This window comes from Achromobacter sp. (assembly GCF_036567245.1).
Taxonomy (GTDB): Bacteria; Pseudomonadota; Gammaproteobacteria; order Burkholderiales; family Burkholderiaceae_B; genus Achromobacter.
In genome coordinates this window covers 1-23,419 of sequence record NZ_DATCUY010000344.1, presented here as the reverse complement: position 1 = coordinate 23,419, position 23,419 = coordinate 1, and the positions used below count along the sequence as shown (strand labels likewise).

The 23,419-nt window shown below is 63.0% G+C and carries 24 protein-coding genes; 15 read left to right on the top strand and 9 right to left on the bottom strand.

The window, feature by feature from the left end:
• Position 1: 1 nt before the first annotated feature.
• The gene (locus VIR09_RS15010; protein WP_332013584.1) at positions 2–1,186 is read right to left on the bottom strand and encodes an MFS transporter; all 1,185 of its coding nucleotides are present in this window, start codon (positions 1,184–1,186) and stop codon (positions 2–4) included.
• A 198-nt stretch (positions 1,187–1,384) separates the two neighbouring features.
• On the opposite strand from VIR09_RS15010, the gene VIR09_RS15005 reads away from it, so the two are divergent.
• From VIR09_RS15005 to VIR09_RS14995, 3 genes are all read left to right on the top strand, one after another.
• Positions 1,385–2,359: a LysR family transcriptional regulator gene (locus tag VIR09_RS15005; RefSeq protein WP_332013583.1), complete on the top strand. Its 975-nt coding sequence runs from the start codon at positions 1,385–1,387 to the stop codon at positions 2,357–2,359.
• A 216-nt stretch (positions 2,360–2,575) separates the two neighbouring features.
• The gene (locus VIR09_RS15000) at positions 2,576–3,835 is read left to right on the top strand and encodes a hypothetical protein (RefSeq protein ID WP_332013582.1); all 1,260 of its coding nucleotides are present in this window, start codon (positions 2,576–2,578) and stop codon (positions 3,833–3,835) included.
• Positions 3,836–4,032: 197 nt separating this feature from the next.
• Positions 4,033–6,936 (top strand): hypothetical protein, encoded by a 2,904-nt coding sequence (locus VIR09_RS14995; RefSeq protein ID WP_332013581.1) that lies wholly within the window; start codon positions 4,033–4,035, stop codon positions 6,934–6,936.
• 177 nt (positions 6,937–7,113) lie between these two features.
• Here VIR09_RS14995 and VIR09_RS14990 read toward each other — a convergent pair whose 3' ends face one another.
• On the bottom strand, positions 7,114–8,364 hold the full coding sequence (locus VIR09_RS14990) for an NAD(P)/FAD-dependent oxidoreductase (RefSeq protein WP_332013580.1): 1,251 nt from the start codon (positions 8,362–8,364) through the stop codon (positions 7,114–7,116).
• Between the two features lie 194 nt (positions 8,365–8,558).
• Positions 8,559–8,774 carry a hypothetical protein gene (locus VIR09_RS14985; RefSeq protein WP_332013579.1) on the bottom strand — a complete coding sequence of 72 codons (216 nt, stop codon included), beginning with the start codon at positions 8,772–8,774 and terminating at the stop codon, positions 8,559–8,561.
• Here VIR09_RS14985 and VIR09_RS14980 point away from each other — a divergent pair.
• The 5 genes from VIR09_RS14980 (at position 8,773) to VIR09_RS14960 (ending at position 13,065) form a co-directional block, all read left to right on the top strand.
• On the top strand, positions 8,773–9,894 hold the full coding sequence (locus VIR09_RS14980) for an ABC transporter ATP-binding protein (protein WP_332013578.1): 1,122 nt from the start codon (positions 8,773–8,775) through the stop codon (positions 9,892–9,894). The two genes, VIR09_RS14985 and VIR09_RS14980, sit on opposite strands and share 2 nt — an antisense overlap.
• Positions 9,895–9,983: 89 nt before the next feature.
• Positions 9,984–10,982 (top strand): NAD(P)H-quinone oxidoreductase, encoded by a 999-nt coding sequence (locus tag VIR09_RS14975; RefSeq protein WP_332013577.1) that lies wholly within the window; start codon positions 9,984–9,986, stop codon positions 10,980–10,982.
• Between the two features lie 15 nt (positions 10,983–10,997).
• Entirely contained in the window at positions 10,998–11,612 is a 615-nt protein-coding gene (locus tag VIR09_RS14970) for a glutathione S-transferase (RefSeq protein ID WP_332013576.1), read from the top strand.
• Between the two features lie 10 nt (positions 11,613–11,622).
• The gene (locus tag VIR09_RS14965) at positions 11,623–12,093 is read left to right on the top strand and encodes a type II 3-dehydroquinate dehydratase (protein WP_332013575.1); all 471 of its coding nucleotides are present in this window, start codon (positions 11,623–11,625) and stop codon (positions 12,091–12,093) included.
• Between the two features lie 12 nt (positions 12,094–12,105).
• Complete coding sequence (locus VIR09_RS14960) at positions 12,106–13,065, top strand: glyoxylate/hydroxypyruvate reductase A (RefSeq protein WP_332013574.1); 960 nt, start codon at positions 12,106–12,108, stop codon at positions 13,063–13,065.
• 305 nt (positions 13,066–13,370) lie between these two features.
• Here VIR09_RS14960 and VIR09_RS14955 read toward each other — a convergent pair whose 3' ends face one another.
• Positions 13,371–13,724: a flavin reductase family protein gene (locus tag VIR09_RS14955; RefSeq protein ID WP_332013591.1), complete on the bottom strand. Its 354-nt coding sequence runs from the start codon at positions 13,722–13,724 to the stop codon at positions 13,371–13,373.
• Between the two features lie 13 nt (positions 13,725–13,737).
• On the bottom strand, positions 13,738–14,346 hold the full coding sequence (locus tag VIR09_RS14950; RefSeq protein ID WP_332013573.1) for a LysE family translocator: 609 nt from the start codon (positions 14,344–14,346) through the stop codon (positions 13,738–13,740).
• Positions 14,347–14,470: 124 nt separating this feature from the next.
• Between VIR09_RS14950 and VIR09_RS14945 the strand changes: the two genes are divergently transcribed.
• The 4 genes from VIR09_RS14945 (at position 14,471) to VIR09_RS14930 (ending at position 17,836) form a co-directional block, all read left to right on the top strand.
• On the top strand, positions 14,471–14,923 hold the full coding sequence (locus VIR09_RS14945) for an Lrp/AsnC family transcriptional regulator (protein ID WP_013394237.1): 453 nt from the start codon (positions 14,471–14,473) through the stop codon (positions 14,921–14,923).
• 61 nt (positions 14,924–14,984) lie between these two features.
• Positions 14,985–15,416, top strand: coding sequence for a nuclear transport factor 2 family protein (locus VIR09_RS14940; RefSeq protein ID WP_332013572.1), 432 nt, complete (start codon positions 14,985–14,987; stop codon positions 15,414–15,416).
• 193 nt (positions 15,417–15,609) lie between these two features.
• Positions 15,610–17,052, top strand: coding sequence for a DUF1254 domain-containing protein (locus tag VIR09_RS14935; protein ID WP_332013571.1), 1,443 nt, complete (start codon positions 15,610–15,612; stop codon positions 17,050–17,052).
• A gap of 10 nt (positions 17,053–17,062) precedes the next feature.
• Entirely contained in the window at positions 17,063–17,836 is a 774-nt protein-coding gene (locus VIR09_RS14930) for a hypothetical protein (protein ID WP_332013570.1), read from the top strand.
• On the opposite strand, the gene VIR09_RS14925 is transcribed toward VIR09_RS14930, so the two are convergent.
• Entirely contained in the window at positions 17,833–18,750 is a 918-nt protein-coding gene (locus VIR09_RS14925; protein ID WP_332013569.1) for a helix-turn-helix transcriptional regulator, read from the bottom strand. The two genes, VIR09_RS14930 and VIR09_RS14925, sit on opposite strands and share 4 nt — an antisense overlap.
• Before the next feature lie 320 nt (positions 18,751–19,070).
• Between VIR09_RS14925 and VIR09_RS14920 the strand changes: the two genes are divergently transcribed.
• A complete protein-coding gene (locus VIR09_RS14920; RefSeq protein WP_332013568.1) occupies positions 19,071–19,622 on the top strand; it encodes an OmpA family protein in 552 nt (183 codons plus the stop codon).
• Between the two features lie 109 nt (positions 19,623–19,731).
• The gene (locus tag VIR09_RS14915; RefSeq protein ID WP_332013567.1) at positions 19,732–20,163 is read left to right on the top strand and encodes a hypothetical protein; all 432 of its coding nucleotides are present in this window, start codon (positions 19,732–19,734) and stop codon (positions 20,161–20,163) included.
• Positions 20,164–20,198: 35 nt separating this feature from the next.
• Here the strand turns inward: VIR09_RS14915 and VIR09_RS14910 are convergent, their stop codons facing one another.
• The 3 genes from VIR09_RS14910 to VIR09_RS14900 form a co-directional block, all read right to left on the bottom strand.
• Positions 20,199–21,155, bottom strand: a complete 957-nt coding sequence (locus VIR09_RS14910; RefSeq protein WP_332013566.1) for an OmpA/MotB family protein — start codon at positions 21,153–21,155, stop codon at positions 20,199–20,201.
• Positions 21,152–22,042 carry a motility protein A gene (locus VIR09_RS14905; protein WP_332013565.1) on the bottom strand — a complete coding sequence of 297 codons (891 nt, stop codon included), beginning with the start codon at positions 22,040–22,042 and terminating at the stop codon, positions 21,152–21,154. Before VIR09_RS14905 ends, VIR09_RS14910 begins: the two co-directional genes overlap by 4 nt.
• Before the next feature lie 214 nt (positions 22,043–22,256).
• Complete coding sequence (locus VIR09_RS14900) at positions 22,257–22,820, bottom strand: GNAT family N-acetyltransferase (RefSeq protein ID WP_332013563.1); 564 nt, start codon at positions 22,818–22,820, stop codon at positions 22,257–22,259.
• Between the two features lie 102 nt (positions 22,821–22,922).
• Here VIR09_RS14900 and VIR09_RS14895 point away from each other — a divergent pair.
• The coding region (locus VIR09_RS14895) for an NYN domain-containing protein (RefSeq protein WP_332013562.1) at positions 22,923–23,419 on the top strand (497 nt) is incomplete at its 3' end.

The following is a 23,419-nucleotide window of genomic DNA, read 5'->3' as shown; positions in this document are numbered from 1 at the left end:
TTCAGGGACAGGCCTGCCCGCGATCGGGATCCTGCGTGGCAGCTGGGTGAGATGGGCGTCCGGGGGCGTGGCGCGAGCCAGGACGGAACGCGTGACGCTTCGCGCTCCAGGCGACCATCAAGGCGCTTGCCAGCAGCGCGACGATGACCCAGGGAAAGGCCTGCGCGCCGGTCGTTTCCAGCAAAACGCCGCCTAAGGCGCCACTGCCGGCAAACGATATGTTGAATACCGTCACCAGCATGGCCTGAGCCATATCCGCATGCTTGCCCGCGGCATCCGCAAGCGAAGTTTGTAGCAGCGTGGGCGCGCCGCTGAAGCTCAGCCCCCAAATGATGACGCCGAGATAGACCACGGGCAGCGAGGTCGCGCCCAGGCCGAACGCCAGCGAGACGGCGCAGAAAGAAGCCAGCGCCGCCAGTACCAGCACGCGCAGATAACGGTCGACCAGCAGCCCGACGCCCCAGATGCCCAGCAGCGCGGCAAGGCCGAATCCGAGCAGCACGCGGTCCAGGTGCGCGCCCAGGCCGATGGAGTCGAGGAAGGGCGAGAGATAGGTATAAAGGATGTAATGCGGCAGTATCCAGGTCATGACCACGAACAGCACGGCGCATACGCCGGGAGTGGCCAGCACCTGGCCTGCGGCGAGACGGCTTCCCTGCTTCTGGCCGGGGCGATCGGGCAGGCGCAGCCACACCCAGAGCGTCAACAGCATGGCGATTACCGCCAGGCAGGCGAACACGCCGCGCCACCCGATAAGCTGGCTGGACCAGCTGGCCAGCGGAACTCCGACCGACAACGCCAGGGGAATGCCAAACATGGCGACGGCCAGGGCCCGCCCTTGCTGCCGGGGAGCCGCCAGGCTGCGAGCATAGGTGGCCAGCAGGCTCCAGGCCAGGCCGGTGGCGGCTCCGGCCAGAAAACGCGCCGCCAGGCTGAGAACGAAGTTGGTCGAGGTCGCGGTGACCAGATTGGACACAAAAAAGCAGCACAGCACTGCCAGCAAGACGTGGCGCCGGCCCCAGCCGCGCGTCGCCGCCGTGAGGGGAATGGCGGCTAGGCCGGAACCCAGCGCGCAAAGCGTGACCATTTGACCCGCCCAGGCTTCGGTCGTGTCGAATCCGGCGGCAATCTGCGGCAACAGGCCGGCAGGAAAGGTCTCGTTGGCCGTCGCGATAAAGCTGGTCATACTCAGCGCAAGAAGGCTGCCAAGCGGAAATTTGCCATCGGCGTCCATGGCCGACTTCGTGATGCTCATCTGGTCAATGATTTTTCAAAAAGTAAAAACGAATGCCGTGCTTGGCATCGAGAAATAGCTATGTTCCTGCATTTCTCGATGCTTGATAATTGAGACCTTGCTTCATACGCTTTCAAGCGAGATTGAATAATGCTGATAGACGCGCTGGGTGACATTCGTCTTTTCGTGGAGGCAGCCGGCCTGGGCAGTTTGTCCGCGGCGGGGCGCAAGCTGGGGGTCTCCGCCGCGGCGGCGAGCGCGAGGCTGACCAAGCTGGAGTCCGCCCTGCAGACCAAGCTGCTGGATCGCACGACGCGCAGCCTGCGGTTGACCAATGAAGGCCACACATACCTGGAGCACTGCCGGACGGCGCTGGAGGCGCTTGAAAGCGCGGAAGCCGCCTTGCTGGCCGGACGTGCCGGCGTGAGCGGCAAAGTCCGCATTTCGGCCTCCACCGACTTCGGCCGCAATCTGTTTAATCAGTGGCTCACCGAATTCAGCAAGAGCCACCGGCACCTGAAGCTGGCGCTGACGCTGACGGATTCGCTGTCCAGGCTGTTGGAAGACGACATGGATATCGCCGTGCGCTTCGGCCGGCCGGACGACGGCGACCTGGTGGCGCGCTTCCTCGCTCCCAATTGGCGCGTCTTGTGCGCGGCGCCTAGCTACCTGGAGGCTTGCGGCACGCCGCGAACGCCGCAAGACCTGGCGCAGCACCAGTTCATTGTCCTGGTCACCGGCGCCGGTCCACTGAACGAATACCATTTTTCCGAGAATGGCCGTAGCTGGTCGCTGCGTCTTCCCATGAGGCAATCCTGGGAGACCAACGACGGAGCGCTGGCGAGGGCTTGGGCGCTGGAGGGCATCGGCATTACGCGGAAAACCATCTGGGACGCCGCCGAGGACCTGCGCGCCGGCCGGCTCCGGGTTGTGCTGCCCGAATACTCCGTCGACGAGCCTGGCGTTTACGCGATCATCCACCGCAATCGCTATCAGGTGCCGCGCGTGCGCGAGCTGCTTGAATTTCTGGTCATGCGATTCAGGCAATCTGCCGATGAATTGCTGGCGGGCCTGCCGGGGCGGCCTGCCGGCGCGCTGTCCGGGCAGGCGTCGCGGGAAGACTAGGCGGGACACATCGATCCGCCCCAGGCGTCCGTGGTTTGGTGAGTCTCGGACCGATAGGAATTATGTGAATTCCACGGATTACGCAGAAGCGGGGCATGTTTTACGCTCGTGGCCTTGCCGGCAAATGCGAGTCGCCGTCGCGGTCGAGAGAGCCGCGGTCCGGGGGCGCGGGCGTGGCTACCCGGATTGACTGGCTGTCCAACAGAGGAGATCAGAATGAACGTCTCGGAACGTCAAATTTCCACAGTGAAGGAACTGCAGGCCGCCGTGGCGGATCCCAAGGTTACGTGCATTGAGATCACCGGGCAGTTGGTCGATGTTCCGACGCTGCGTCTGTTGCCTGGTCAGTTCCTGGCTGGAGACGGACCTGGGGCGTCGATCCAATTCACCGCGGGTCAGGACGGCTTGCAGCTTACGGCTGACAATCAGGTCGAGAACCTTGCCCTCAAAGCCGACCCTGAACGGCGCGCCCTTTTCAATGACCTCAGTGTGGGTCACCTGGGCAGCCTGACTCTGCAGAATCTGTCGATCACCGGGGTGGTGCAATTGCTGGCGGGCGACAAGGTGCGCGGTGGCCATGTCGAGGCCCATAATATCGATATCCTGGCGGCCGATGCGCGCGGCTATGGCGAACGCCCCAAGGGGTATGGCGTGGAGGTGATCCAGGGGGCGTTCACGCTGTGGAATCAGCAGGCGGACGTTGCTGTCACCCTCACCGCCGACCTTACCGGCCTGTCGGCCGGCCGGCCCGGCGCGCCTGTGCTGGGCAGCGGCATCTTTGTCAGCGGCGCGGGCGTTTCGGGCGGCCGCCTGGTGGCGCGGCGGCTGGAGACTGGCGCGGTCCATAGCGACGGAGGCATAGCGCCTGGCACGCCCGACCAGATCGCCGGCGGCGTGTTTACCGTCCATGGCGCCTACGTTGACAGCGTGCGCAACCTGGGGCCGGTGACCACTTACGGCCCCAACGATATGGTGCTGGACAACTGGGGTACGGTGGACCATTGGCTCGCCGAGGACAAGATCACGTCCTATGGCCCCAGCGGCATCGGCTTCGTCAATTTCGGTACAGTCAATTTGCTGCAAGCCGAAGCGCCCATCGAGACCTTCGGGCAGGGCTCGCGCGGCTTCAATGTCTATACCGGGACCGTGCAGACGGCCGAGTTCGACCGCGTGGTGACGCATGCCGACGGCGCGGTGGGCATACAGATCAGCCAGCCGGTGGGGCGCATTTCGGTGCGCCGGGGCATTGAAACCTATGGCGGCACCGGCGACTCGCTGGTCAAGGGTGTGGTGCTGCGGCTGTCGGCCATCGCGTTCAGCGTCAAGCCTGGAGGTTCGGCGCGCGAAGTGGAGATAGAAGGCGGCCTGCTCACCCACGGCCAGGGCGTTGAACCGCTGGAACTGCTCGGCAATATTGATTCGCTCCGCGTTACGGGCGGATCGGTCGCGGTTGGCGCCGGATTCGACCAGATCTGACCCGTCGAGCTCCGGGAGGCGAGGGCGAGGCAGAGGTCGGGCTGATACGCGGCCAGCCCTTGCAAGACCCGGTGCTGTTCGGCGGACCATTGATCATGGACATTCCCGAAAGGCTGCGGCAGGCCCTCTGCGCCTGAAAGCGGAGGCGCTTCCGAGAACGGATAACATGGCGCACACGCCTGCAACCGTCTCGCGCCATGCCCAATACGATTTCCGCACAGCAGGACCTTGAAAAGAGCCAGGCCGTCATAGACCGTCTTCTGCCGCTGACCACGCCGTTTTCCGGCTCGGACCAGGAGCTGAAAGAGCATCTGGTTGCCGCCTGGTTCGCCAAGCTGCAGGCCCTGCGGCGGGCGGGAGAGACGGCGAATGAAGTTCAGTCCGCCGAGGCATTGGCCTCGCATCTCGAAGGAGCGGTTCCCGACGATTGGCCATGGATGGCCAGGGCGCAATTCGCCAAGGGTACGGCCCTGGCCGCCGATGGCAAGCATGAAGACGCCTTGGCGACCTGGCGTCACCTGGAGCGACGCTTCGAGCACGTTGAGTCCCCGGCGGTGCGCGAGTGGCTGGTTCGCGCGGGCATGGAAGTCATCGCGCTGACCGTGCATCGCGGCGCGACCTTTGCCCGCGTCGACATGGTGCGCGAGGCTGATCGGCTGGAGCAGCGTTTTGGCGCGGACGCATGGCCTGCCACGCAGGCGCTGGTGGCGAAGATCCGGCTGCGCAAATCGGAGTTGTTTGAAGACCTTGGTTATCGCCAGCAGGCGCTTGAGGGCTATGCGCAGTTGCAGAGCGACTTTCAAGAGAGCGACGTTGATGATCTGCGCGAAGTCGCCGCCGACGCGGCCCTGGCGCAGGCGCGGCTGTTGGTGGAAAAAGACTGGCCCGGCGCCTTGCAAGCCATGGACGCGTTGTTGCTGGTTCATGGAGGCAGCCCTAACACGGGCATACGTCAGACCCTTGCCCTGGCGCAACTGGATCGTATTTTCTGGTGGCATCTGTCCAGCCTCGAAGCACCGGAAAAAAGCAGCAAGCCTGAACAGGCGGTACTCGCCTGCGAGCAGATGGAGGCGGAGTTCTCCGATACCGACAGCGTGATCGAGGTACGCTGCCTGGGCAAGTGCTTGCAGGTTCACGCCGAGGCTTTGCACGAACTGGCCAGCCAAACGGAAGACGAGGAGCAGGCCGCAGCCTTGACAGGCAGGGCCGAGACCTTGAGCGAGCAGCATTGGCAGCGCCATTCGGGACATTCCGATGCGCAAGTGCGCCGCACGGCCTTGATCGCCTGGCTCAATGCCCTGGAGATGCGTGACGAGGAAACTGCGTGGCAAGGTTATGGGCAGGTGCTGGAAAGGCTCGGCGGCGACCGCAGCGCCGCGCTTCAAGAGCCGCTGGCAAGGGCTTGGTACAAGCTGGCCCATGCTGATGAAACGCTGGACTCGCCTGAACAGGCCTTGGAAACGTTCGATGTGTTGCAGCGGCGTTTCGCGGATGACGATGATGCGGCAGTCCGCCTCGTCGTATGCCGTTCCATGCGGCAAAAGGCCCGCATGCTCAAACGTATGGGCGAGCACGAGGCTGCCCTGGCTGCGCTTGAGGACATGGCGCGCCTGTCATTGTCTGTCGAGCCCGACAGCCCGCAGCAAACCGCATGGCGTCAGTTGCAAGCATCTTCCATGGAACTGGAGGCGGAAATCTGGGGCGATCTGGCGCCGCCAAAGCATGCGCATCCCAGTGGGAAGAATGACAAGGACGAGTCGATACCTGCTCCCGAAGTGACTGAAGCCGAGCGGCGGCGGGCCGCCCTGGGCGATAGCATGCTGGAGCGCTTTCGCGACGATGGGGACACGGCCGTGCGGCTTTCCGTCGTGGAAACCCTGTTCGACCTGGCCGTCAGCCAGCGCGAACGGCTGCATTTCGATGAGGCAGTGCAGACCTACCAGAAGTTGCTGCGGAAGTTCGCCGCCGACCAGGACGAAGCGATCGAGTCGCGCGTGGCCAGCAGTTATCTGAATCTGGCCTATCTGCAGATGCAATTGCTGGAGCGCAACGAAGAGGCGCTCAAGACCTATGATGCCTTGCTGGCCCACTGCAGCACCAGCACCAGGCCGATTGCCCGCGACACGGTGGCCCGCGCCAATGCCAGCCGCCTGACCTGCCTGAATCGCCTGCAAAGCCAGGGAATTTCGGTGAATTACGGCGAGCAGTACGAGCCTGTAGCGCCGCAGCGGTTGCAGGAGATGAAGGCTGTAGTGGAAGAGGGGCGCAAGCTGCAGGAGCAGGAAAACTACCGCGAGGCGATCACGCGGTACGAGCAGGTCATCAATGCGCATGTGGAGTCGCTGCATCCCGAGCTGCGAGCCATCTGTCTGGATGCGCTGGTCAACAAGGGATTCTGCCTGGCACGGCTGGGGCTGCGCGAGGCCGCGATAGTCGTCAACGACGAGATCATCATGCGCTACAGCGACGACATGAATCTGTCTTCCGACAAAGACGTGGCGCTGGCGCTGTCCAACAAGGCGGTGCAGCTGGACAAGCTGGGGCGTCATGAAGAAGAAATTGCCGTCTACGACGAAATCATTCGCCGCTGGCAGGGCACTGCACTGAGTTATCTGCGCTTGCGCGTGGCGCGTGCCATGTGGAGCAAGGCGCTGACCGTGGCCGAGCGGGATTTGATCGAGGCGGAGGCGCTGTACCGGCGTGTCGTGCAAAGCTATCTGCATGACGGCGAGCCCGACGTGCGGCTGGAGGCCGTCAAGGCCTGCGTCAACCTGGGGGCCTTGATGCGCAAACAGGGGCGTTACGCGGAGGTCATTCCCTGGCTGGAAGAGAAACTGCATCAGCTCGGCAATGAGAATGGTCCGGGCTTTTCGGTACAGATCAATTGGATGCGCCTGCAGCTGGCGCGTTCCTACGGCAAGACCGGCGGGATCAAGCAGCAGCAGGCTCTGTATGAACAGCTGATCCTGCTTCCCAAGGGTGTACTGAATCGGGAGCAGCTGGACGCCGCGCTGGCCGAATATCGAGCTTGCAAGCCTGGGACAGGATTGCAGATATTGCGTAAAAAGCTGGTCGGCATGTTTGGCGGGAAGAAAAGCTAGGCGTGTCGCCAGTCTGGATCGGTCTTGCCAGCATGCACGATGCGTCACCGCAGACTCGCCGTCGCGCCAAGGCTCAGACGCCCCGAGGCGACCGGGATATTCGCGAAAAACCCGCATTCTCGCTCGAGATGCGGGTTTTTTTGCGTTTGGCCTGGGACAGCCTAAACGCCGGTTCCGTCATTCCTTCTTGTACGCCAGGTAGTCCAAATGGATGCCGATATGGTCAGCGATGTAGCGGGCGTCGTGCCAAACCCCCCAGATGAAGGAAGAGCTGCGGTTGGTGAGGTTGGGCAGGCCGAGGAAGTAAATGCCTTTTTCGGCCGAGATGCCGCGTTTGTGGATGGGATAGCCTTTTTCGTCGAAGGTGTCGACGTCGATCCAGCTGAAGTCGACCTTGAAGCCGGTTGCCCATAGAATGGTCTTGATGCCGGCCTCGGCCAGGTTCAGGCCAAGGATCGGGTAGGTGAGACACTCCGGGTCGGGCAGCAGTTTCCAGGCATCGGGCTCCGGCGGCAGGTCGAGGCCGTTCTGCTCGATGTAGGCGTCGGCTTCGCGCAGGACTTCGAAGTAGTCGGCATCGCCCTGGGCGACGTCGCGGGCGAGGTTGTCGGCAAAGTGCAGCACGCCGTTTTCGTAGGTGGTCGTGATGCCGACGAGCTGGATGCCGTCGTGGGCCAGACGCCGGAAGTCGACGGTCTTGCCGTTTTCATAGCCGCTCACGGCGAAGGCGACGTGTTCGCGCTTGGGCTTTTTCTTGACTTCGTCCCACATGCCTAGCGCGCCCAACCACCAGCAATAGTCGCGTTCGCGGTAGGAGCGGGGCGGGCGGTAGTGTTCGCCCACCGACAGGTAGACGGTGCGGCCGGCCTGGCGCAGTTCTTCGGCGATCTGCGAGCCGGAGGCGCCGGCGCCGACGACGAGCACGGCGCCGTCGGCCAGTTGGCCTGGGTTCTTGTAGGCCGAGGAATGCAGCTGCTGAATGCCGGCGTTTTCCGGCACGATTTTCGGGAAGGTGGGGACCTGGAAGGGGCCGGTCGCCGCGACCACGTGCTGGGCTTCGATAGTGCCTTCGGAGGTGGTGACGGTGAAGCCCGGGCGCTTTTCGTTGCGTTTGACGCGCAGGACTTCGACCCCGGTGCGCACCGGCGCCTTGAGCATCTTGGCATAGTCTTCGAAGTACTTGGCCATGCGCTCCTTGGGCGGAAAGACGTCGGGCCCGACGTCATCGAATTTCAAGCCAGGAAAGCGGTCGTGCCAGGCGGGGCCGTTGGCGACCAGCGAGTCCCAGCGTTCGGAGCGCCAGCGCTCGGCGATCCGCTTGCGTTCCAGCACGATATGCGGAACCCCCATGGCGCCAAGGTGCTCGCTCATCGCGATGCCGGCCTGGCCGGCGCCGATCACCAGCGTATTGGTTTTTTCAATTGACATTGCAAGATCCTAAGAAATACCGAGACCCTGGTGCGTCTCGAGGCTGACACGAAGATCAAGGACAAGAAGGCCGACGAACCGCGCGCAGGCTTCAGATGCGCGCTGAACGATAGGCACGCAGTGTGATCCGGAAGCTCCGAGTTGATAACTTCGTTTTTCGGACGGCTGACTTAGGAAAAAGCAAAGGTGCCGGTTTACGCGGGGGGCAAGGGCTGCCATGCCAGCGGCATCGCGATTTCGTTTTTCCGATGGCCCCCATCAGCATCGGCAACGCACTGCAAAAAGGGCTTTGCCGTATTCTTGAAACCACCATAACGCTGATGTCGCACCTTTGCGTGCCATGCGGCCACCGCCTGTTTTTCCCGGAATTTTCTCGTCGGGAGACTGAACTCCATGAGTGCAGCAGCCATGCCGAATCGCCCCTTTGCCTCCGATAGCTCCAGCGCGGTCAGCCTGGAGGGAGTGGTCAAGAAGTACCGTGATCACACGGTGCTACAGCAGGTGTCCCTGAACATCGAGCGCGGGGAGTTCCTGACGCTGTTGGGTCCGTCGGGTTGCGGCAAGACCACCTTGTTGAACCTGATCGCGGGCTTTGCCGATGCGGACGACGGCGAGATCTTCATCGACGGTACGCCGGTCACGGCGTTGCCGCCATATCAGCGCCAGATCGGCATCGTGTTCCAGAACTACGCGCTGTTCCCGCACATGACGGTGGAGCGCAACATCGCTTATGGCCTGCGGATGCGGCGCGTGCCGGCCGCCGAGATCGAGCTGCGGGTGCGCGAAGCCATGGCCCTGGTCAAGCTGGACGGATTGGGCGAGCGCAAGCCGCGCGAGCTCTCCGGCGGGCAGCAGCAGCGGGTGGCTCTGGCGCGGGCGCTGGTAATCCGTCCCAAGGTGCTGTTGCTCGACGAGCCGTTTTCCGCGCTGGACAAAGGCCTGCGTGGCGCCATGCAAGTGGAGATCCGCGATATCCAGCGCAAGTTGGGCGTCACGACGATATTCGTCACCCATGACCAGGGCGAAGCCCTCAGCATGTCGGATCGCATTGCGGTCATGAGCCAGGGGGTGATCCGGCAGGTCGCAGCACCCGACGAGCTGTATCGCAATCCGCAGGATCCGTTCGTGGCGTCGTTCCTGGGCGACGTCAACATCCTGCCCGCGCACTATCACGGCTCCAATGCCGAAACCATCCAGCTGCGCCTGGGCGGCGGGCTGACGCAGATTCCCCGCCACCGCCTGGTGGGCGGCTCGCACGAGGGACACCGGCTCGATCTCTACGTGCGGCCCGAACATATCAAGCTGGAAAACCTGCATAGCGGGTCGGTCCTGAGCGGCACGGTGGTTAATCACGTGTTCCAGGGCGACCACGTGGATCTGTATCTGGAGGTGCATATCCCCGTGGAAGGACGCCAGCACGTCATGGTGCGTACCTCCGACCTGAATTGCATCCATGAATGGCCCGTGGGCGCCGTGGCGGGGCTCGCGCTGCCCGGCCACGGGGTCAGTGTCTTCAAGACGGCGTCCTGAAGACGGGTCTATCGCACGCTGTTCCACCCTTCCTGGCGGCCGCGCCGACGCGGCCGCCCAGTTTCCATTCGTCCGCGAGGCACAACGCCATGAACCAGATCCCTGTTGAAATGCAAGCCGTCATCGCCCGCGAGCCCGGCGATGCCACGGTGTTGACGCTGGCAGACCGGCCGGTACCCGCGCCGGGCCCCGGCGAAGTGCTGCTGCGCGTGCATTCGGCTGGCATCAACCGGCCCGACATCATGCAGCGCCAGGGCGTGAGCAAGCCGGCGCCCGGCGTGACCGACGTGCTCGGGCTGGAGGCCTGCGGCGAGGTGGCCGCTTGCGGCCCCGGCGTGCCGGAGTCCTTGCGCGGACAGCGCCTCATGAGCCTGCTGGCGGGCGGCGGCTATGCGCCGTGGTGCGTGGCGCGCGTGGACCATTCCTTGCCAGCGCCCCGGGGGCTGGACGACGCGGAGGCGAGCGCCTTGCCGGAAGGCCTGTTCACGGTCTGGCACAACCTGTTCGAGCTGGGCCGCCTGCGGATGGGCGAGACCGTGCTGATCCACGGCGGCGGCGGCGGCATCGGCACGCTGGCCATCCAGATGGCGCATGCCGCAGGCGCGCGGGTTGTCGTGACGGATGGCGAACGCAGCCGCTTCGACGCCCTGCGCGAGCTCGGCGCCGCCGAGGTGATCTGCTTTCATGACACGGATTTCGTGGCGGTCTGCGACACCCTCACCGAGGGCCGTGGCGTCGACGTGGTGCTGGATATCGTCGGCGGCGATTATGTGCGGCGCAATCTGCAGGCGCTGGCATTTGGCGGACGCCACGTGAGCCTTTCCTTCCTGCAGGGATCGGCCGTCAACGTCGAGCTGCTGACCTTGATGCAAAAGCAGTTGAGTCTGCATTCCTCGACCATGCGCCCGCAGACCGATGCCGAGAAAGCCCGCATGGCCGCCGCGCTCAGGCGCCACGTGCTGCCCTTGGTGGCCGCCGGCCGCATCCGGCCCAAGATGGCGCAAAGCCTGCCGCTGGCCGACGCCGTGCGTGCGCACCAGTTGCTGGAGAGCGGCAAGGTGTTCGGCAAGCTGGTCCTCAAACCCTGACATCCGGAGACTGGATTGAAACTACTCTACGCCCCGACGTCCCCTTTCGTGCGCAAGGTGATGGCTTGCGCGCACCTGACCGGCCAGGCGGAACGGATCGAATGGCTGGCCAGCGCTGCGCATCCGGTGAACCGTGATGCGCGCATCGCCGCCCACAATCCGCTGGCCAAGGTGCCCACCCTGATCCTGCCGGACGGGCGGGCCCTGTACGACAGCCGCGTGATCTGCGAGTACCTGGCTGAAGCCGCCGGCGATACGCATTTGTTTCCGGCTGGCCCGGCCCGCTGGCTGGCGTTGACGCGCCAGGCGCTGGGCGACGGCCTGCTGGATGCCGCTTTGCTGGCGCGCTACGAACATACGGCCCGGCCGACCGCGATCCAGTGGCCGCAGTGGCGCGAGGCGCAGCTGGTCAAGGTACAGGCCTGCCTGACGGAAATCGAGGCGCAGGCCGACAGCCTGCCGCAAGCGCATCCGAGCATCGGCGACCTGACCATCGCCTGCGCCTTGGGATATCTGGATTTCCGCTTTCCCGAGCTGGACTGGCGCGCTGCGCAGCCACGCGCCGCAGCGTGGTTCGCCGCGTTCAACCAACTGCCTGCCATGCAGGCGACCCTTCCCCACGAAACCTGAGACCGCCGCCATGACGACGCCGAGCGCGACCCCATCATCTTCCACCGTCTGGTTCCTCAACGGGCCGAACGCCAATCTCTACGGATTGGACGCCAACAAGACCTATGGTTCCGACAGCTTTCCGGTACTGCAGCAGCGCTGCGAAAAGAAGGCCGCCTCGCTGGGCATCCAGCTGAACTTCGTCCAGTCCAACCACGAAGGCCAGCTGGTCGACTGGATACAGGAAGCCCGCGGCACCGCGCAGGGCGTCATCATCAACGCGGCCGGCCTGACCTATTCGTCCGTGCCCATCCTCGATGCCTTGCTATCATTTCCGGGCAGGATCATCGAGGTTCATATGAGCAACATCTGGCGGCGCGAAGCCTTCCGCCATCATTCCTATATTTCCAAGGCCGCGGATGGCGTCATCGCGGGACTGGGCGGCGATGGCTATGAGCTTGCCATCGAGGCCATGTCCCGCCTGATAAACCGCGGCACATGAGGTAGACCACCCATGCACGCATCCCCCAGCCCCGCCGTGTCGGGCGCAATGGTTTTCTACAGCGAATTCGACGACTACACCGCTTGGCGCGACGCCATGCAGGCACGCCTGCCGGGTCTGCGCATGGTGCATGGCAACGAAGTGGACGATCCCGCCAGCATCCACTACGCACTGGCCTGGAAGGCGCCGCTGGGTTTCTTCGATCGCATGAAGAACCTGCGCCTCATCGTGAACCTGGGGGCGGGAGTGGATTCGCTGGTCGGCCGCGAGGACCTGCCCGCCGGCGTGCCCATCACGCGCATCACCGATCCCAATATGGCGCGCATGATGGCCGGCTATGTGCTGTTCGCCGCCCTGCGCTATGCGCGCGACATCCCGTACTTTGAAGCGGCGCAACGGCGCGGCGAATGGGCCTATCGCCATCCGCGTGCGCCCGAGGACGTGTGCGTGGCGGTGCTGGGCCTGGGCGAGCTGGGCGCCTGCGCGGCGCAGGAGCTGCGCCGCCAGGGGCTGACGGTGCTGGGCTGGTCGCGCAGTCCGCGCAACATCGAGGGCGTCGAGTGCCACAGCGGCATGGAATCGCTGGACACGGTGCTGTCGCGCGCCGACATACTGGTGGTGATGCTTCCGCTGACGCCGCAGACCCGCGGCCTGCTGGATCGCGAACGTTTGCAGCGTCTGCCCCGCGGAGCGGCCCTGATCAATGTGGCCCGGGGCGCGCTGGTGGACCAGGCCGTCCTGACCGATCTGCTGCGCAGCGGCCATCTGGGCGGCGCGACGCTGGACGTGTTCGAGCGCGAGCCCCTGCCCGCTGGCGACCCGCTCTGGGCGATGGACAACGTGCTGATCACGCCGCACCTGGCTTCGGTGGCCATTCCAGCATCGGCCGCCGGACAGATCGCCGACAACATACTGCGCGTCAGCCAGGGCCTGGAGCCCGCCAACCGCGTCGATCCCGCGCGCGGCTATTGAAGTTGGGTCTTGCGGATGTCAGGGTTCTTTAGCCGCCGAGGCTGCCCTGCGCCATTCCGATGCTCGCCCCGATGGGGCTGCGCTTCGGATGGCTCCGGGGTCCTCGGCTGACAGTCGCCTAATGCATTGGTTTCGGACCCCGTTCATGAGCAGATGCCATGAGCCGGTGGCCGGACGGAGGGATCCGAAGCGCAGCCCCACTGGGGCGAGCATCGGAATCCCGCAGTCCGGACGCCGGCGGCTCAAGAACCCTGCCTCACAAAACCGAAGCAGCAGGGCTTCGAGCTTGCGGATGTCAGGGTTCTTTAGCCGCCGAGGCTACCCTGCGCCATTCCGATGCTCGCGGGCAACGGTGAGCCGTCCAGCTGGGGAAACGCCGTTGAAGCAGCTTCTTGCAGGTTCAGCGCCTTCACTTCGCCAATCGCGATCAGGTGATCGCCAGCGGCGTGTTCGGCATAAATCTCGCAATCAAGCCAGTACAGGCTGCCGGCGATGATCGGATTGCCTAGCGGCGATTCCTGCCACTCGACTTCGTGCCATTCGTCCGTGCCTTGCTGAGCGAATTGGTTGGAAATCTTGATCTGTTCATCCGACAGGATATTGACTACGAATCGACCCGCCCGGGGAACTTTTGGAGGGTGCGGGCGGCGGGCATCCAGGGGATTAGGCCGATCAAGCCATCAGGACGGCGATCTGCTCCCCGAAAAGGATCAGGGCGATGACGATCATGGCCAGGCCCGAAAACTGGCTCACCCTGCGCGCCGCCGCCGGCCGCGTTTGCAGGATCGCCTTGGAACCCAGCCCCACCAGCGTGTAGATCACGGCGCAGTTGAGGATCTGCAGGATGCCCAGCGCGGTGATCTGCGTGGAAATCGGCCACGCGCCATCGCGGCTGGTGAACTGCGGCAGCAGGGCCAGGAACAGTAGGATGGCCTTGGGATTGACGCCGCTGACCGCGAAGCCGCGCGCGGCCCAGGCCATCCAATGTCCAGAGGCTTGCGCATCGCCCGCCTGGGGCTCGGATGGATGGGCCAACACATTGGCGCCTAGCCACAGCAGATAGGCCGCGCCGGCCAGGGTCAGGACGGTGAGGATGGCGGGCTCGCTCGCGACCAGGGCGCCTATCCCCGCCGCGACCACCATGGTGATCATCAGATAGCCGGTCAACATACCCGCCACCGCGGGAAGCACCGCTTTGTCCCGCAAGCCGGCGGATATGGCATACGCCCAATCCGCGCCTGGGACGACAACCAACGAAAGCGAAACAAGCCAAAACGCCACCAGATTGCCGGTTTCCAACTGCACACCCCAAATGAACCACAGGCGGGGAATGTTATCGGCGATGAGAGGGGAAGTGCTCCCGCTATCTACCGGAGAAATTCCAGATTTGAGTAAAATCTCCCGCATGGATGACTTAGACAGAAAGATTCTTGCTGAGCTGCAGCAGGACGGCCGGATTTCCATCACGGACCTGGCGGAACGGGTCGGTTTGAGCTTGTCTCCCTGCCACCGGCGGCTGCGTGCGCTGGAAGAGGCGGGCGTCGTCAGCGGGTATGGCGCCAACATCAATCTGGCCGCGGTCGGGCTGAACTTCTCGGCCATCGTCTTCGTCACGATGCGCGAAGGCAGCAGCGACAGGGTGTCGGCGTTCGAGGCCGCCTTGCGCGACATTCCGGAGGTGGTCCAGGCGCAACGGCTGTTCGGCGACCCGGACTACATGCTGCACGTCGTTACCCAGGACTTGCCGGCGTTCCAGGCGCTCTACGACCGGGTGCTGTCGGCGCTGCCGAGCGTGCTGCGCTTGCGGTCGACGCTGGTGATGAAGAATGTGCTGCGGAACCGGCCAGTGCCGCTCTGAGGCCTCGGGGGCTGATGGCGGCGTGGACCGCAATATCTGAATCCAATCAGAGGAGGGCGCAATGGAGCCGATCGTAGAAAAGCTGTTCGAGCGATATGCACGCTTTTTCAACCAGTCCTTGCACGCAGACGTGGACATGCAAGAGATGGCGTCCCTTTACGCCTCCGATTTCATCGCGGCGTCTCCGGCCGGCGTGATGGCGGGGAAGAACGACGACCAGCTAAGACAGGCCATGGCGCAAGGATATGCGCACTATCGCGCGATAGGCACGAAGGAAATGCGGATCAGGAATATCCGGCTGTCGCCGATAGACGAGCTGCATTGCGTGGCGCATGTGGCTTGGACGGCGATCTACGCGCGCGCGGGCCAGCCGGATACGCATATCGATTTTGACGTGCACTATTTCGTCCAATTACTGGATGGCGCGCCTAAGGTTTTCGGTTGGGTGTCCGGCGACGAGCAGGCTGTGCTGAGGAAGCACGGCATCGTCTGACCCGGGCCGTCTGCCGCCAAGGAAACAGGTCCATTGCTGCCGCGCCAGCCCGTTGGGGGCGTGGCGCAAAATGAGTGGCGACCCGATTTCCCTTCTCCTACGCTGCGGGTGTTTCTTTCTTGGCTGGGCAATGGCCGCCCAGGTTTTATATCTGTTCCACGTTTTTATAAGTAAATCCTGTCGGAGCATGTGAATGAAGCTAACACGTCGAGAATTCAATGCCGGTGGCGTCGCTTTGCTGGCAACCGCCACCCTGGGCGCTTCCGCGCGCGCGGCCGATGGCCTGGTCGCGAATTTCCCGGAAGGCGATGAACAGTTTGGGTTGGCGACCGAAGCCTATATTTATGCTTATCCCCTGGTGACCATGGAAATGACCCGGCGGGTTATCACCAACGTCGCGGAGCCGAAGGGCACCCGGGCGCCCATGGGGCATCTCATCAAGCTGCGCCAATATCCCGACGCCAAATTCCGGGACGTGACCGCGCCGAACGCCGACACCCTCTACACCACGGCTTTTTTCGATGTGGGCGACGAGCCCTGGGTCGTCAGCCTGCCCGACCTGGACGACCGCTACGCGCTGTTCCCGATGCTTGATGGTTGGACGACAGTGTTTGACGTGCCAGGAAAACGCACCACGGGCACCGGTCCGCAAACCTTCGTCGTGACGGGTCCAGGCTGGGAAGGGGCGGTCCCTTCAGGCATGGCGCAATACAAGTCGCCGACCAGCATTGTGTGGCTGTTGGGCCGCATCTACTGTTCAGGCACGCCGGAAGACTATGCCAAAGTCCATAAGCTGCAGGACGAAGTAAAGCTCTGTCCCCTCAGCGTTTGGGGTAAGAACTGGAATCCGCCCAAAGGCAAGGTCGATCCCGCCATCGATATGAAAGCGTCCGTTCGCGACCAGGTCAACAACATGGACGCGATCGAATACTTCACCTTGTTTGCCGAGTTGCTGAAAAGAAACCCGCCGAGCGCGGCGGACGCGCCCATGGTGGCAAAGCTGGCCTCTATGGGTATTGTTCCTGGCCAGGACTTCGACAAGACCAAGCTCGATCCCGCCCTTGCCAAACGTGTCCCGCAGGTCGGTTTTGGCCGGATCATGACGCACTTCAAGTCCAGCGGCGGTGACATCCAGGACATCGACGGCTGGGGATTCACGACCAAGACGGGCATTTATGGCACCAACTATATCCAGCGAGCCCTGATCACCGCGATTGGCCTGGGCGCCAACCGGCCCCAGGATGCCATCTATCCCACCTCCCTGAAGTCGGACACCGGCGCGATCAAGCGTGTCTACAACGGTTCTGAAAAGTACGTGCTGTCGTTCAAGAAGGGGCTTACGCCGCCGGTTTCCGGATTCTGGTCATTGACCATGTATGACGCGGACTACTTCTTTGTCGATAATCCGCTCAACCGCTATTCCATCAGCGCGCGCCAGCCGCTGAAAGCAAAAGCGGACGGCTCGATCGATCTGCTCATCCAGCACGAATCCCCCGGCCCCGGCCTGGAGTCGAACTGGCTGCCGGCGCCCAAGGGAGAATTCATCCTGATGATGCGCCTCTATTGGCCCAATGAAAGCGACCCGTCAATCATCAACGGATCCTGGACCATTCCGCCGGTAAAAAGAGTCAGCTGAACCGCTAGCGATGAAAAAGAAAATCACTGGCTGCCTGGTTTGCGGATTGCTCTATGCCGGCTCGGTCGTGGGTGCGGAACGGGAGGCTGCCGCGGCAGACTCCCAGCCTTCCAGCGAATGGAAGTTCTCGGTCACTCCGTATTTCTGGGCAGCCGGACTGTCGGGCAAGACCTCTCAGTCGCGTTCGCCCGTCATCGATTTCGACGCGGGGTTCGACAAACTGTTCGATAACCTCGACTTTGGAGCCATGCTGATCGGCGACGCGCGCAAGGGGCGCTACAGTATTTTCGGCGATTTGATCTATACGAAAATCGGTTCGCAAGGCGATACGCCGCACGGCATTCTGGCCACCAGCGCAGACGTGCAGACTTCGACGTTTGCGGGGCTCATCGGAGTGGGCTATTCCGTTCTGGAAAATTCACCCCACCAGCTGGATGTCGTGGCGGGCTTGCGGGTCTGGTCGGTCGATACCGACGTCACGCTGAAAGGCGCGCATCTGAATGGCAGGAAGACCAGCGACGGCGCCACATGGGTCGACGGACTGGTGGGAGTGCGAGGGAACTACGTATTGACCGAGAAGTTCTATATCACCGGTTGGGGCCTGATCGGCGCAGGCGGTGCGGATGCGGACTGGGATGTCGGGCTCGGCGTCGGCTACAACATCAGCAAGAGCGTATCCGCGGCCGTCGGCTACCGCGCCCTGGGCGTGGATTACAACCGCGGTGGTTTCAAGTTCGACGCCGTGCTGCAGGGGCCGATGGCCGGTTTGACCATTCGTTTCTAGCCGGCCTTCTGGCTCAGCCGATATTCATGCGGCGCCACGCCCGCGGCATTGCGAAACGCGCGGGCGAAATTCGCTGGACTGGAGTATCCAAACTCCATTGCAATCTCGGTGATCGAAGCATTCGTCCCCGCGAGCAACTCCTTCGCGCGCCGCATGCGGATGACGTTGACGAGTTCCCTGAAGTCGGAGCCGCTATCGCGGCGCAGCACCCGTTGCAGCGTGCGCACGCTGCTGCCTAACGCTCGCGCCGTACTGTCGATCGATACGACACCGCTTTGAACCTGCGCGCGGATATGCGCGACGACCACTCCCAGAAAGTTTCCCAGATCGGCAGGTTCCAGAAGCACCCGTGCGACGTCGTCGATCGTCACCAGACGCGACCGAATACCCGCCTTGGCCGGGCGCTGCAATAAGCGGGCGTCAATGCAGACGGATACGGCTTCGGTCTCGAACACGACGGGGCACAGGAAAGCATCCTCGAAAGGGGAGGATGCCGCTGGACGGCGTATGTCCAGTTCAATCTGAATGGGAAGAAAGTCCGATTCCAGATAAGAGCGCAGAACGCTGAGCAACACGACCGCGGTGCCGCTTGCAATATGCGCGTAGCCGCGACGGCCTCGCATGGCATGGAAATAGCGGATTCGAGCAATGCCTCGGTCTATCGTGAGCTGCAACCGGTCGCCCGTGCTGTGATAACCCAATGAGGACGCGGCCCGCGTAACCGCCTCGCCCAGATTGTCGGCAGCCAGAACATATTCACCCCAGCGGCCATAGGTTGTCAGCGACAGACGCGGGGCGGCAAGCAGGCCCAGGTTGGCCTCTCCGGAACGCCGTTCGATCTCCCACAGGAAGTCGGTCATGACGACCTGAGGAATGAAGCATTCCTGGTTCTCGATCAGCTCGATATCAAGCATCACGGCTTCCTTGGCATACCTCAAAACCCTGTCGCCGAATGCATGCCTCACCAAGCCGGATACGCCTGCCAAGGTCGTGACTGATTTCACGGGAGGAGCCAGAACGCCGGAACCTGGATAGGGTCGACAGGACGCTGGCGTCAAATGAGTGGTGACTTGGTTCACTTCTGACTACCTTTGCCATGTAGTTGCGTGAAACCTGCCGGCTCTCATTTTGTGAGACTTGCAGAGATCGGTCCTGTCTTGCGAACCCAATATTACATTCGGCGGAACGAGCCGATCGCTCGCGCTGCCGTTTTACAACATCGGCGGAGAGAAATATGAAGCCAGGCAAACTTGCTGTAGTGGCGTGCTTAATGCTGGCGGTCTCGGGCTGCGTCACCAAAAAGACGTATGACAAAGAGGCCCAGATGGCAGCTGAGTATGCGGCCCTCAACCAAAAGCTCACTACCGAGTTGAGCGGTGATCGGGCGCAAATCACTCAACTGCAGAATGAACTCAAGGTGACGATGGTCAACGAGATCCTTTTCCCGGAAGGCGGCTGGAGACTTAGTCCGAAAGGTGAACAGACTCTCGCAAAGATTGCTCCTACACTTTCCAATTTGCCGGGGCAGCAAGTCGTTGTGCAGGGATTCACCGATAACGAACCGATCGGCCCGGAGCTGAGATCGCATTTCCCTTCCAATCTCGAACTGTCATCGGCAAGAGCGGACAACGTCGCGCGTTTCCTGACCTCGAAGGGAGTCCCGTCGAATTCCATTTCGGCGCAAGGCTTTGGTGAAGCTCGTCCCGTGGCGAGCAACTCGACGCCTCAAGGCAAGGCGCAGAACCGGCGTGTCGAGATCGTGATTACGTCGGCCGGACGTCCGTAGCCCATTTCTTGCCCGTCAGAACGCGCTCCTGAACGGGGCCTGGGATTGTTCCGGATTTGAATGCTGGGGGAATTCTCTGATCGAATGATCCAGGCCCGGGAGGCACCGCATGATTTGGGAAGATGATTGGCTTTGGGGTTTGCCATTATTCGTCGCAACTATCGTCTTGCACGTCACCGCATTCATGACCATGGCCAGGATACTGGCTGCTGCGCCATCCCACTGGGGCCAAAGCAAGATCCTATTTGGCTTATCCGTTGCAATCTTTGCATTGTTTGCGGCGGTCCTCCACGCTTTCGAGGCATTTGCGTGGGCTTTGCTCTATGTGCACATAGGCGCCGTCCATAGTCTTTCCGAAGCAATGCTCTATTCGCTGGAAGCCATTACCAGTTATGGGCATGCGCCGGCGTTCCTGCCGCTGCATTGGCAGCTCGTCGGCGCCATTGAGGCGGTGAACGGACTCATTTTGTTTGGCCTCACCACGGCATTTTTCTTTGCAGCGATCCAGAACGACCGACCAAGAATCTCAAGAACGCGGTAGCGCATCTACTGGGCTTCGCGGTGGCCGTTCGATTGCTAGCCTTGGCTGGGCCGGCTTGCCGGCGTAGCAGGCGATGCAGCCTGCGCCGCCTTCTGCGGCGCGGCGATATCCATGATGAGTTCCACACGCCGGTTGGCTGCCCGGCCGGCCTGGGTGTCGTTGGACTCGATCGGCCGGGTCTCGGCATAGCCGACCGCGCGCAGGCGCTGGGCCGATACACCGTCACGGACCAGCTCGCGCAGCACGCTGGTGGCGCGGCTGCTGGATAGCTCCCAGTTGGACGCGAATTGCCGGGTCTGGATGGGCACCGGGTCGCTGTGGCCCTCGACCGAGACCTGGTACTCGTTCTTGTTGAGAATGGCGGCCAGACGCTTGATCACGTCCAGGCCGGTGGGGCTGAGGGTTGCCTGGCCGGAAGGGAACAACAGTTCATTGCTGATGCGGAAGCTGACGGACTGTTCGTTGATGATCACGTCCACCGATTTGCCCAGGTCGCCCAGGCCCAGCGATTCCTTGGAGGGCGCGCGCAGAGGAGGAGCGGCTTCGGCGACGACTTCGCCTTCCTGGGCCGGCTGCGGCGTGGCAGCGGCCACGGCGACCGCTGGGACCTCGGCCTGCGCCCAGCTCGCGGGAATCTGGACGGCATCGAATTCGGAGTACTCGCCGTCGTAGGCGGGCAGGCCGCTTTCGGCCAGCGTGCCGACAAGTTCCACGGGTTGCTCCGACTGGCCGAAGGCGCCGCCGTGCAGGCGCGTGAGCGCCAGCAGCACGACCAGCATGGCCAGCAGCAAGGTGATCAGGTCCAGGTAGCTGAGCAGCCAGTTTTCCGAGTCTTGCTCGACGGTTTCTTCGACGTGCCAGCGGGCGTAGCGGTCCTTGCGGTCGCTCTTGCTAGGACGCCAGCCGCCATTGGCCGCCGCTTTCTCGGCGCGCATCTGGGCCTGGCGGGCCTGCTCGATCCGCTGCGCCAGGGTGGGGGAAATCAGGCTCATTGGCGCGCGGCGGCAGGGCGGGCGATGGAGACGGGTGGGGTTGCGGGCTTGACGTTGGGCTTGACCTGGCCTTCCGTCTTGGCTTGTGCGGCGGCCGGGGATTTGGCGTCCGCGCCACCGTCATAGATCTCGTCTTCGACGTGCATCACGAAGGAATTCAGGGTTTCGCGCACGACCGCGGGGCCACGCTTTTCGCACATCATGGCGATGCCCTGCAGCACCATGTTCATGGATTCGACGCGCCGGGCGGTGCGGCGTTCCAGCTTGAGCGCGATGGGTTTGCACACCAGGTTGGCCAGCAGGATGCCGTAGAAAGTGGTCATCAGGCCAATCGCCAGCTGCTGGCCGATCATCTGCATGCTGCCGTCGCCCAGCACCGCCATCAGGTTGATCAGGCCCACCAGCGTGCCGAGCATGCCGAAGGCCGGGGCGAAGGTGGCCATGACCCGGAACATCTGGGCTTCGGCCTGTTCGCGGGCGCGCAGCCGCGCCACGCGCCATTGCAGCAGTTCGATGATCTGGTCTTCGGGCGTGTTGTCGATGATCAGTTGCACGCCGGTGCGCAGGAAGGGATTGGTGACCTTCTTGAGTTCCTGCTCGACCTTGCGCACGTCGGTGTTCATCCACAGTTGGGCCATGGATACCAGTTCTTCGATGTCGCGCTGCTGGTCGTGCTGGTCGTTGCGGAAGACGGTGCGCACCAGCTTGAAGACGCGCAGCACTTCGGACAGCGGATAAGCGATGAACACGGCGGCCGCGGTGCCGCCCAGCACGATGGCCAGTCCGGGCAGGTTGATGTACATGCCGGGGTCGGTGGCGGCCAGGGCCACGACGATAACCAGGGTAAGCAGGCCGACGGCGGCGCCGATGACGGTAGACGGATTCATGGATCTTGCCCGATAAACATAGGCATTCCATGCGCGGAATGCCGGATTTTCGGGAATTCTAGCCATGACAGGCCTGGGTCAATCGGCCGGAAAACGGGGCGAAAAGGGCGGTAAGCGGCGGCTTGGACCGGTTATCGGAGAGGCGTTAATCTGAAAATAATGGGGACGCATTGATTCGTGAACCCCCCGTTGCCTGCGTCGCCTCGCGCCGGTCCTAGCGGCCTCGCCGGGCCAGCCATTCTTCGCGAGTGATCTCCCAGATTTCAGTTGGGAGGCGACCGCTGACGTAGCCTCGCTCTTCGGTGCCGACCAGGCGCATGCCGCCGCGCTCGGAGATTCTGCGCGAGGGGACATTGACGGCGGCCTTGGGCGCGCGCAGCAGCGGCTTGCCCAGGACTTCGAACCAATAGGCGGTGGCGGCCTCGCTGGCTTCGGTCATGTAGCCTTGCCCATGGTGGGCCGGGTCCAGCCAGAAACCGCGGTTGTTCCAGGCATCGTCGTCCATCAGGCTGACGAGTCCGATCAGGTCGCCGGGTTCCAGGCGGGTGCGGATGGACCAGTGCCACTGTTTGCCCTGGCGCATGGCCGGGATGGCTACCTGCTCCAGGTAACTGCGCGCGCCGTCCGACGGGTAGGGCCAAGGCACCTGCTCGATCAGGTAACGCACCACTTCCCACTGCGGAAACAGGCGCTGGATAGCTTCGGCATCGCCGATTTCCAGGGGCTGCAGGACCAGACGATCGGTGGCAAGAGCCGGGAACAAGGGAGCTTCGGGCATGGTTGCTGGGGCGGGGCGCGGCGGACGGACGGCAGATATGTATATCATGAGCGTCATCTGGCGGCGTTTCGCCCGACAGCCGCCATCGCATTGGAGCAAAACATGAACACCCCCAACGAAAACGTCAGCATGGCGCTTTTCTGTGATTTCGAGAACGTGGCGCTGGGCGTGCGCGACACCAAATACCAGAAGTTCGACATCCGGCCGGTGCTGGAACGCCTGCTGCTAAAGGGCAGCATCGTGGTCAAGAAGGCCTACTGCGACTGGGAGCGGTACAAGGAATTCAAGGCCCCCATGCACGAGGCCAATTTCGAACTGATCGAAATTCCCCATGTGCGCCAGTCCGGCAAGAATTCGGCCGACATCCGCCTGGTCGTGGACGCGCTGGACTTCTGCTACACCAAGTCCCACGTCAACACCTTCGTGATCATCAGCGGTGACTCCGATTTTTCGCCCCTGGTGTCCAAGCTGCGCGAGAACAACAAGAAAGTGATCGGCGTGGGCGTGAAGCAGTCCACCTCGGACCTGCTGATCGCCAACTGCGACGAATTCATCTTCTACGACGACCTGGCGCGCGAAGGCCAGCGCGCGGCGGACGC

What these genes read in the sequence shown, in the direction of transcription:
- VIR09_RS14935 (WP_332013571.1), top strand. Translation starts at nt 15,610, where the DNA reads ATGAAGCTAACACGTCGAGAATTCAATGCCGGTGGCGTCGCTTTGCTG.
- VIR09_RS14940 (WP_332013572.1), top strand. Translation starts at nt 14,985, where the DNA reads ATGGAGCCGATCGTAGAAAAGCTGTTCGAGCGATATGCACGCTTTTTC.
- VIR09_RS14915 (WP_332013567.1), top strand. Translation starts at nt 19,732, where the DNA reads ATGATTTGGGAAGATGATTGGCTTTGGGGTTTGCCATTATTCGTCGCA.
- VIR09_RS14985 (WP_332013579.1), bottom strand. Translation starts at nt 8,774, where the DNA reads ATGGCTGCTGCACTCATGGAGTTCAGTCTCCCGACGAGAAAATTCCGG.
- VIR09_RS14960 (WP_332013574.1), top strand. Translation starts at nt 12,106, where the DNA reads ATGCACGCATCCCCCAGCCCCGCCGTGTCGGGCGCAATGGTTTTCTAC.
- VIR09_RS15010 (WP_332013584.1), bottom strand. Translation starts at nt 1,186, where the DNA reads ATGACCAGCTTTATCGCGACGGCCAACGAGACCTTTCCTGCCGGCCTG.
- VIR09_RS14965 (WP_332013575.1), top strand. Translation starts at nt 11,623, where the DNA reads ATGACGACGCCGAGCGCGACCCCATCATCTTCCACCGTCTGGTTCCTC.
- VIR09_RS14980 (WP_332013578.1), top strand. Translation starts at nt 8,773, where the DNA reads ATGCCGAATCGCCCCTTTGCCTCCGATAGCTCCAGCGCGGTCAGCCTG.
- VIR09_RS14975 (WP_332013577.1), top strand. Translation starts at nt 9,984, where the DNA reads ATGAACCAGATCCCTGTTGAAATGCAAGCCGTCATCGCCCGCGAGCCC.
- VIR09_RS14920 (WP_332013568.1), top strand. Translation starts at nt 19,071, where the DNA reads ATGAAGCCAGGCAAACTTGCTGTAGTGGCGTGCTTAATGCTGGCGGTC.
- VIR09_RS15000 (WP_332013582.1), top strand. Translation starts at nt 2,576, where the DNA reads ATGAACGTCTCGGAACGTCAAATTTCCACAGTGAAGGAACTGCAGGCC.
- VIR09_RS14995 (WP_332013581.1), top strand. Translation starts at nt 4,033, where the DNA reads ATGCCCAATACGATTTCCGCACAGCAGGACCTTGAAAAGAGCCAGGCC.
- VIR09_RS14925 (WP_332013569.1), bottom strand. Translation starts at nt 18,750, where the DNA reads ATGCTTGATATCGAGCTGATCGAGAACCAGGAATGCTTCATTCCTCAG.
- VIR09_RS14990 (WP_332013580.1), bottom strand. Translation starts at nt 8,364, where the DNA reads ATGTCAATTGAAAAAACCAATACGCTGGTGATCGGCGCCGGCCAGGCC.
- VIR09_RS14910 (WP_332013566.1), bottom strand. Translation starts at nt 21,155, where the DNA reads ATGAGCCTGATTTCCCCCACCCTGGCGCAGCGGATCGAGCAGGCCCGC.
- VIR09_RS14900 (WP_332013563.1), bottom strand. Translation starts at nt 22,820, where the DNA reads ATGCCCGAAGCTCCCTTGTTCCCGGCTCTTGCCACCGATCGTCTGGTC.
- VIR09_RS15005 (WP_332013583.1), top strand. Translation starts at nt 1,385, where the DNA reads ATGCTGATAGACGCGCTGGGTGACATTCGTCTTTTCGTGGAGGCAGCC.
- VIR09_RS14930 (WP_332013570.1), top strand. Translation starts at nt 17,063, where the DNA reads ATGAAAAAGAAAATCACTGGCTGCCTGGTTTGCGGATTGCTCTATGCC.
- VIR09_RS14905 (WP_332013565.1), bottom strand. Translation starts at nt 22,042, where the DNA reads ATGAATCCGTCTACCGTCATCGGCGCCGCCGTCGGCCTGCTTACCCTG.
- VIR09_RS14945 (WP_013394237.1), top strand. Translation starts at nt 14,471, where the DNA reads ATGGATGACTTAGACAGAAAGATTCTTGCTGAGCTGCAGCAGGACGGC.